Source organism: Paraburkholderia tuberum STM678 (assembly GCF_902833905.1).
Classification (GTDB): domain Bacteria; phylum Pseudomonadota; class Gammaproteobacteria; order Burkholderiales; family Burkholderiaceae; genus Paraburkholderia; species Paraburkholderia tuberum.
In genome coordinates this window covers 1-7,801 of the sequence record NZ_CADFGP010000126.1, presented here as the reverse complement: position 1 = coordinate 7,801, position 7,801 = coordinate 1, and the positions used below count along the sequence as shown (strand labels likewise).

Annotated in this window: 6 protein-coding genes; 5 read left to right on the top strand and 1 reads right to left on the bottom strand. The window is 61.3% G+C overall.

Going from position 1 to position 7,801, the window contains the following annotated elements; genetic code table 11:
* The first annotated feature begins 83 nt into the window (after nucleotides 1-83).
* Both oiaK and HWY30_RS39985 read left to right on the top strand, forming a co-directional pair.
* Nucleotides 84-1,469 (top strand): 3-oxo-isoapionate kinase OiaK, encoded by a 1,386-nt coding sequence (gene oiaK, locus HWY30_RS39990; RefSeq protein ID WP_090811992.1) that lies wholly within the window; start codon nucleotides 84-86, stop codon nucleotides 1,467-1,469.
* 94 nt (nucleotides 1,470-1,563) lie between these two features.
* The gene (locus HWY30_RS39985) at nucleotides 1,564-2,271 is read left to right on the top strand and encodes a transcriptional regulator NanR (RefSeq protein ID WP_090811990.1); all 708 of its coding nucleotides are present in this window, start codon (nucleotides 1,564-1,566) and stop codon (nucleotides 2,269-2,271) included.
* 115 nt (nucleotides 2,272-2,386) lie between these two features.
* Here HWY30_RS39985 and HWY30_RS39980 read toward each other — a convergent pair whose 3' ends face one another.
* Entirely contained in the window at nucleotides 2,387-3,289 is a 903-nt protein-coding gene (locus HWY30_RS39980) for a LysR substrate-binding domain-containing protein (RefSeq protein ID WP_090811988.1), read from the bottom strand.
* Between the two features lie 234 nt (nucleotides 3,290-3,523).
* Here HWY30_RS39980 and HWY30_RS39975 point away from each other — a divergent pair, with 234 nt between their 5' ends.
* Genes HWY30_RS39975 through HWY30_RS39965 form a run of 3 tightly spaced genes read left to right on the top strand, consistent with a single transcriptional unit; the run spans nucleotide 3,524 to nucleotide 7,719 of the window.
* Nucleotides 3,524-4,540 carry an ABC transporter substrate-binding protein gene (locus HWY30_RS39975; protein ID WP_090812575.1) on the top strand — a complete coding sequence of 339 codons (1,017 nt, stop codon included), beginning with the start codon at nucleotides 3,524-3,526 and terminating at the stop codon, nucleotides 4,538-4,540.
* A 15-nt stretch (nucleotides 4,541-4,555) separates the two neighbouring features.
* Nucleotides 4,556-7,012 (top strand): ATP-binding cassette domain-containing protein, encoded by a 2,457-nt coding sequence (locus HWY30_RS39970; protein ID WP_090811986.1) that lies wholly within the window; start codon nucleotides 4,556-4,558, stop codon nucleotides 7,010-7,012.
* A complete protein-coding gene (locus tag HWY30_RS39965; protein WP_090811984.1) occupies nucleotides 7,009-7,719 on the top strand; it encodes an ABC transporter permease in 711 nt (236 codons plus the stop codon). Before HWY30_RS39970 ends, HWY30_RS39965 begins: the two co-directional genes overlap by 4 nt.
* Nucleotides 7,720-7,801: the final 82 nt, after the last annotated feature.

Genomic DNA, 7,801 nt, shown 5'->3' with positions numbered 1-7,801 from the left:
TGGGTGGCGGCCATCGAAGGTGTGCCGCTCGAACGACAGGCCGAACGCAATCCGGCGTTGCAGGCCGCACTGGGATTCTGGAAATGAGCACACCCGTATCGTCAGACTGGCCCAAGGGTCTGCTGCTTGCCTTCTACGGCGACGATTTCACCGGCTCGACCGACGCGATGGAGGCAATGACTGCCGCGGGCGTGCCCACGTTGCTGTGTCTCGAAGCACCGACGCCGGAACTGCTCGCCCGCTTTCCGGAGGTTCGCTGCGTGGGGCTTGCGGGCTCATCGCGCGGACGCAGCCCGGAATGGATGGAGGACGAATTGCCGCGAGCGTTTGCGAGCCTCGCCGCACTCGGTGCGCCAATTCTGCAATACAAGGTTTGTTCGACCTTCGATTCATCGCCGGAAATCGGTTCGATTGGGTGCGCGCTCGACATCGGCGTAAAACTGATGCATGGAAACTGGTCGCCGATGATCGTCGGTGCACCGCGACTCAAACGCTATCAGGTGTTCGGCAACCTTTTCGCCGCCGTCGGCGGCGAAGGCCACCGGCTCGACCGGCATCCCACGATGTCGCGCCACCCCGTCACGCCAATGAGCGAAGCGGACTTGCGCGTGCATCTTCGCAAGCAGACCGCCCGGCGGATCGAACTAGTTGACATGGTTCAGCTGTGCGGCCCCGATCCAGCCGAGAAATTGCGCGCGCTCGCCGGAGACGACACTCCGGTAGTGATGATCGATGTGCTGGACGAAGAAACGCTTGCCGCAGCCGGGCGCCTTGTTTGGGAGCAGCGGGGGGAGGGCGTATTCAGCGCGTCGTCTTCGGGACTGCAATACGCGCTAGCCGCGCACTGGCGCGCAGGCGGCTTGCTGCCGCAAACCGCGTCACTGCCCACCGGGAAACCGGTTCAAACGATCGCGGCGGTCAGCGGCAGTTGTTCGCCCGTCACTGCTGGACAAATCCGCTGGGCCCGCGCAAACGGCTTTCGGGTCGAGCGGCTCGACCTGCAGCGCGTGTTGAACGAGCGGGCCGGAGGGGGCGAAATCGAGCGTGCAGTCAATGTGGCGGCAGATTCGCTCAGGCGTGGAGAAAGCGCACTGATTTACAGTGCCGAGGGTCCTGATGATCCAGCCGTTCTGGAGTTCGACGTCACTGCACAGAAGGCCGGCTTGACGCGGCATGCCGCCGCCCGTCGGGTTGGCGAGGCGCTTGCTGAGGTCATGCGATGCCTGTTGGACAGGGTCGAGTTGCCGCGTGTCGTGGTTGCGGGTGGTGACAGTTCGGGCGAAGTGGCCAGTGCCCTCGGTATCTCGGCATTGAGCGCGGCGGGTGGCCTCGCGCCAGGCTCGCCGCTGTGCCGTGCATGGTCTGACCTGCCTCGGCGCGATGGGCTCGAAATCGTGCTCAAGGGGGGTCAGATCGGTGAAGCGTCATTTTTTGGTTCGGTGCGTCAAGGCGCATTGCTCAGCAGCTAGCTGCTGGTTCGGCGACGGTTGCGCGCGGATGAGCTTCCATGAAACGGTCACTCCATGGTATTGTCATTAGACCATTTTGCACGCGCACTACACCATGGTTGAGACTATTCAGCGCCGGAAACTTTATCAGGAGGTCCTCGATCGATTGATGGACCGCATTCGCTCGGGCGAAATCGCTCCGGGCGCGCAGCTTCCCTCCGAGCGGGAACTGATGGAAATCTACGGCGTGGGCCGCCCCGCGATCCGCGAGGCGCTCCAGACGCTTGAGCGCTCGGGCATCGTCGAGATCGTGCACGGCGAGCGCGCACGCGTCGTCGTGCCGACGGCAGAGCGCCTGATCGCCCAGATGGCAGGTGGCGCCATGCACTTGCTGCGCACCCAGCCGGACATGCTGGAGCATCTGAAATCCGCGCGTATGTTCCTCGAAACCGGCACTGCACGCATGGCCGCCGAACGCGCCACCGAAGAAGACGTCGCACGCTTGCAACTCAAGGTCGCACAGCAACGCGCTTCAATGGTCAATCTCGAGGAATTTATCGAACGCGACATGGCGTTTCATCGGGAGATCGCGATGATTAGCGGAAATCCGATCTTTCCTTCGATCGTGGAGTCCCTGTTTCGCTGGGCCAGCGAATATTACCGGCCGCTCGTGCGCGCGCCGGGCGCGGAAGAAGTGACGTTGGCAGAGCACCAGCGGATCGTCGATGCGATCGCGAAACACGACGGCAATGCAGCCGCCGAGGCGATGCACGCGCATTTGAGCCGCGCAAACAAGCTTTACCGGACATTGATCCGTACCTGATGGCCTGACCGCACTTCGCGCGTCGGGAGGTTTCATCTCTTCCGCGAAGCATCACCACGGAATCGCCTCCCGTCGCGGCTTGCACATACCGTACACAATGACATCGCCTCGTTGTTCATAGGGAAAACTGTGTCATCTGTGCAAGGCTCTCACTCATCTCAGTGACGAGCCATTTCTCCAGCGCAGTGACGTCAGAGCGGAATCCAAGATGGGGTGCCACCCAGAGCACGAGTTTCCGGGGGCCCGGCACAAAACCGAATGGCGCGATCAGCTTGCCGGACAGCAGGTCATTCATGACCAGCATCTGGGGAACTACCGCGACGCCCAGGCCACACACCGCCGCCTGAATCAGCAGATAGAAATGCTCGTACGCGCCGTGGTCGGTCCCCTCGAGTGAGTCGATGCCCTTGGCTTCGAGCCAGTCAGTCCACGCTTGCGGACGGGTGCGCGTCGATAACAAGTTCGCGCGATTCAGGTCCTCCGGCGACTTCAGCAAGCAGGATTCGGCGTATGCCGGTGAACACACAGGCCCGATCCATTCGGCAATCAGATTGCGCGTGATCGCGTCCTTCGGCGCTTCGATCGTGCTGTTCCTGATCGCAACGCTGATCTTGTCGCGCACGAAATCGATCTGGTCGTAGTTCATGTTGAACTTGAGTTCCGTCTCCGGGTAGCGCTCGTGGAACCGCGCTATTCGCGGAATCAGCCAGTACATCATGATCGACGCCGAACACGAGAGCGTTAAGGGTTCGGGCTTGAGTTGCTCGATGCTTGCCTCGATAAGGTTGAACGCCGTCGATAGGCCTTCGGCGAGCCTCAACCCCTCTGGCGTCGGATCGGACGACTTAGCGGAGCGCAGCAGCAACGTCACACCGAGCGTCTCCTCCAGAGATTTGACCTGGCGACTGATTGCGCCGTGGGTCACGCAAAGTTCCTGGGCGGCGAGCGTCATGCTGCGCAAGCGCGCGGTTGCTTCGTAAGCCCGCAACGCGTTCAGAGAAGGACGCGGCTTCTGCATCGATGTGCTCCCGGGAAACCTGATTACCCGCCTGTCACTGTAATGACTGTGCCCCGCAGCGCCTAGCCGCAATCAGTGTACACCCGGGTGTGAGATTTCATCACAGCCAGCGGAGAACTAATCGATTGTGGTAGTCGGTTATGCCCATTAGAGTGGGCAAAAACCAGAAAAAAAATCACAACGTTCGCTTTGGAATCGACCCTGGACCCGAGCGGAAAATATCCGGAGACAAACATGAAATTGCGTACCCTTATCGCCGCCCTCGGCGTGCTCGTCATCGCGCGCCCCGTCTTTGCCTCGCCAGACAAGCCAGTTATCGCGTTGGCCAACGCGTACTACGGCAACACGTGGCGACACCAGATGGTCGATGCATTCGATGCGGCGGCCAAGCAGGCCAAGGCGGAAGGAAAAATCGCCGACTACATCGTCGTCAACGGCGACGGCTCGGTCGCCCAGCAGAATAGCCAGATCGCCGAGCTGATTCTGAAGAAAGTCGATGCGATCGCGGTAGATGCTGCTTCCGAAACCGCCGTGAACGGCATCATCCAAAAGGCCTGTCAGGCGGGAATCAAGGTCGTATCGTTCGACTCGGTCGCAAGCGCCCCCTGCAACTATCAACTCAACTTCGATTTCACCGGCTATAAGAAACAGGAAGCCGAGTGGGTGATGAAGAGGATCGGCGGCAAGGGCAACATCATTCAGGTGCGCGGCGTGAAGGGGTCGGCTCCCGACAACGACATGTACAACGCGCAGGTAGCCGTGCTCAAGGAATACCCGGACGTCAAGGTTGTCGCGACGGTCTATGGCCAGGCGACCGCGTCGGTGGCGCAGTCGGCGGTCGCCAACGTTCTGCCCAGCTTGCCTCATGTCGACGCCGTGCTCGGGCAGGGCGGCAGCGACGACTTCGGAATAGCGCAGGCATTCGAGCAGTTTGGCGGCCGATATAGCGACAAGATGCCAGTGATCGAAGGCGGAGGCAGCACGGACTTCATCAAATGGTGGGGCGTCCAGAACAAGAAAAACGGCTATACGACGATCTCGATGAATACGACACCGGGCATCGGCGCGGCGGCGTTCTATCTGAGTCTTTCGCTCGTCAAAGGTGCGCAGCCGCCGAAGAAGATGATCATGCCGGTTGCTACCGTGACGCAGGACAATCTCAAGGACTATCTGGATCGCCCGTCGGGCATGATCGTCAGTCCCACTTACACACAAGTGTGGGTCGACAAGAATCTGCTGGCAGGCAAGTAGTCCACGGAGCCCAGAATGAACCGCGACGCAACAGTTGAACTGCAAGGTCGCGCACGGCTGGTAGTCTCCGCGCGCAATCTCACCAAGGTCTACGGGCCGACACGTGCGAACGACAACGTCTCCCTCTCGGTGGCATGCGGCGACGTAATTGGTCTTGTCGGGGGGAACGGCGCAGGCAAGAGCACGCTAATGCGCATGCTGTGCGGTGTCACGCCGCCCGACTTCGGGACCATCGATTTCGGCGACGGCATCGGAATCCCGCAGGCCTATGACACGGGAGAGGCGCAAAGACGCGGCATTCGAATCGTCCATCAGGAACTTTCGCTGTGCGCCAATCTTTCCGTCGCTGAGAACTTCTTTCTGGAAGCGCCACAGGAAGCACGGGCGCGGCCTGGATGGCGCAATGCGTATCGGATGAGGGCACGCGAGGCGCTCGATGCTGTCTTCCCGGGCCACGGGATCGATGTCGACGCCGAAGCAGGGCGCTTGCCGATCGGCGAGCGCCAGATGGTGGAGATCGCCCGCACTGTCGCTACGCCGGAGGTGCGCCTCGTCATTCTCGACGAACCGACATCGTCACTCGGTCTCGAACGCAGCCGGCAGTTACGCGCGTACATTCATGCCAGGGCTGCGACCGGACTCGCGTTCATTTTCATCAGCCACAAGCTGCACGAGATTGTTGACGTGGCCACGCGCGTCGTGTTGTTGCGTAACGGGTGTCTCGAATGGGAAGGTCTCGCTGCCGATGCCTCCGTTCCGGTGCTCGTGCGCCTGATGGGCGGCGAGACCGCGGTGTTGCGTGCGGCCGCCGAGGAACATCGCGGCGTCCTTGGGAACGTGTGTGTTCGTATAAGCGGCGGAGTGGCGGCCCACTCGCAGCCAATCGAACTGCGCTCCGGTCAGATTGTCGGTCTGGCGGGCCTTGAGGGGAGCGGTCAGAAGGAACTGCTTCATCAAATCTTCGCTCCCTCTGCGCTCAACGCCACCCGCATTGAACGAAAAGGCACGATTAGCTTCGTCTCGGGCGATCGGCAGCGCGAAGGGGTTTTCCCTTTGTGGAGCGTGCTCGCCAATATTTCCCTCGGAAGCTTCGCGGGCGGCTCGCCGTTTCGCAGTGTGACGAAATCCGCCGAACTGGCGGCAACGACGACGTCAGCGCAACGGCTCAGACTGGACGAAAACCGTCTCGCCTCGGGCATTCTTGACTTGAGCGGCGGCAATCAGCAGAAGGCCCTAATGGCGCGCGCGTTAGTGTCCGAAGCACCCGTCATTCTGCTGGACGATCCCACGCGCGGAGTGGACATTGCCGCGAAACGCGACTTTTACAAAATCGTCGCTGAAGTGGCGCGCACCGGTCGCCTCGTCCTGTGGCACTCCACCGAGGACCTTGAGTTTCTCGAATGCGATCGTGTGCTGGTTTTCGCTGGTGGGTGCGTGGTGCGCGAACTGAACGACGAAGAGATCAGCGAGCAGGCGATTGTGGACGCATCGTTTGTGCAACCGGGCACTGTCGTCGCCGTAGCGGATGCCAAACAAAAAGGTTCCGGCAAGCTCGGGCGGCGGGTCGTGCAAATGGCTCCGTTTGTCAGTCTTGCGCTCGTATTCGCTGTGATGATGTTTGCCAATCCGGCGACTGGTTCCGTGTTCGGCCTCGACCTGTTGCTGGGGCCGGCGCTGCCGCTCGTGCTGGTCGCGCTCGGACAGATGTTCGTGGTCGGCGGCAGCGAGATCGATCTCGGCGCGGGCGCGTTTGCCGGGCTGATAAACGTGCTGAGCGCGACGATTCTCTACCAGCAGCCGGCCCTGGGTGTATTGAGTCTCTTCTGCGCACTCGCGTGCTACAGCGCGCTTGGCTGGGTCATTCAGGCGCGCCGCATACCGGCGATCGTGATCACGCTCGGTGCGTCGTTTATCTGGATGGGGATTGGTCACACGCTTCAGCCCACGCCTGGGGGCGCCAGTCCAGAGTGGCTTTCCGCGCTGTTCACATGGACGATTCCGGGCGTGCCAACCTCGCTGGTCCTGATCGTGATCGCCGGCGCCGTAGCCTGGGCGCTGGATCGCACGCCGCTTGGTGTAACGCTGCGGGCCTTCGGCAACAATCCGTCCGCGATGGCGCGCGCCGGATGGTCGGCGACCCGCTATGCCGCGATTCGTTACGCGTTGGCGGCCTCATTTATCCTCGTAGCCGGACTGGCGCTAACAGCCATCAATACGGCGAGCGACATCAATTCGGGAAGCAGCTACACGTTACTCGGCGTGGCAGCTGTCGTGATCGGCGGATGCAGTCTGATGGGCGGACTGATCTCACCGCTGGGTGTCGTGGCAGGTGCCGTCGCACTGTCCCTGATCGGCGCGCTGCTGGGCACGCTCAATGTGAGTTCCGACTTCAACGCCGCCGTGCAAGGCGTACTGTTGCTCGTGATCCTCGCGCTGCGGGCCCTTGTCATTCGTAAAGGGAGCGAAGAATGAACCGTTCAATCTCTGTAAAGCTGACGGGCTGGACCGGCCGCAATCGCTGGGTGTGGTCTGCGCTGGGCGTCGTCTTGTTGTGGGTGAGCCTGTCGCTTGTGACAAGCAGCTTCAGTCTCAGTTCGCTGTCCGGTGTTGCCGTATCGAGTTCGTTCCTGACACTCTGTGCGCTCGGCCAGATGGCGGTGGTGACCACCGGTCGAGGCAATATCGATCTTTCAATCGCGAGTGTCATGACGTTGAGCGCGTATCTCGCGCTGATCGTGATGGGAGGCAGCGATGGGCGGCTTATTCAGGGTATCGCGGCGACATTAGCAATCGGTCTTGTCGTCGGGCTGCTGAATGCGGCGCTGGTCGTGCTTTGCCGGATACCGTCGATTATCGCCACGCTCGCCACCGGCTACATCCTCGCGACGGCAACGCTGCTTGCGAACCGCGCGATTCCCGGATTCAAGGTGGCACCTGCAGTGCATTACGTCGCTACAGGGCGCGTAGGCCCGGTGCCCGTGATCGTGCTGGTCGCCGTCGTGGTCACGAGTCTGTTTTCGCTGTTACTCGGATACACGGCGTATGGGCGCATGCTCTCGGCAGTGGGGCAAAATTCACGCGCGGCGCGGCTCGCCGGTGTACGGACTTCCCTTGTGACATCGAGCGCCTTTGTCACCAGCTCCGTGCTTGCGGCTTTTTCGGGCTTGTTGCTAGTGTAGTGCGTCGTAAATAATGCAACTTAATCGCGATTTGCGAGTCTCCTTCCAGGTGATGAGGGAGAACCCATGAGAATCGCGGCAA

Excerpts from the sequence above, each read along its gene's own strand:
- oiaK (WP_090811992.1), top strand. The coding sequence starts at position 84 with ATGAGCACACCCGTATCGTCAGACTGGCCCAAGGGTCTGCTGCTTGCC.
- HWY30_RS39985 (WP_090811990.1), top strand. The coding sequence starts at position 1,564 with ATGGTTGAGACTATTCAGCGCCGGAAACTTTATCAGGAGGTCCTCGAT.
- HWY30_RS39980 (WP_090811988.1), bottom strand. The coding sequence starts at position 3,289 with ATGCAGAAGCCGCGTCCTTCTCTGAACGCGTTGCGGGCTTACGAAGCA.
- HWY30_RS39975 (WP_090812575.1), top strand. The coding sequence starts at position 3,524 with ATGAAATTGCGTACCCTTATCGCCGCCCTCGGCGTGCTCGTCATCGCG.
- HWY30_RS39970 (WP_090811986.1), top strand. The coding sequence starts at position 4,556 with ATGAACCGCGACGCAACAGTTGAACTGCAAGGTCGCGCACGGCTGGTA.
- HWY30_RS39965 (WP_090811984.1), top strand. The coding sequence starts at position 7,009 with ATGAACCGTTCAATCTCTGTAAAGCTGACGGGCTGGACCGGCCGCAAT.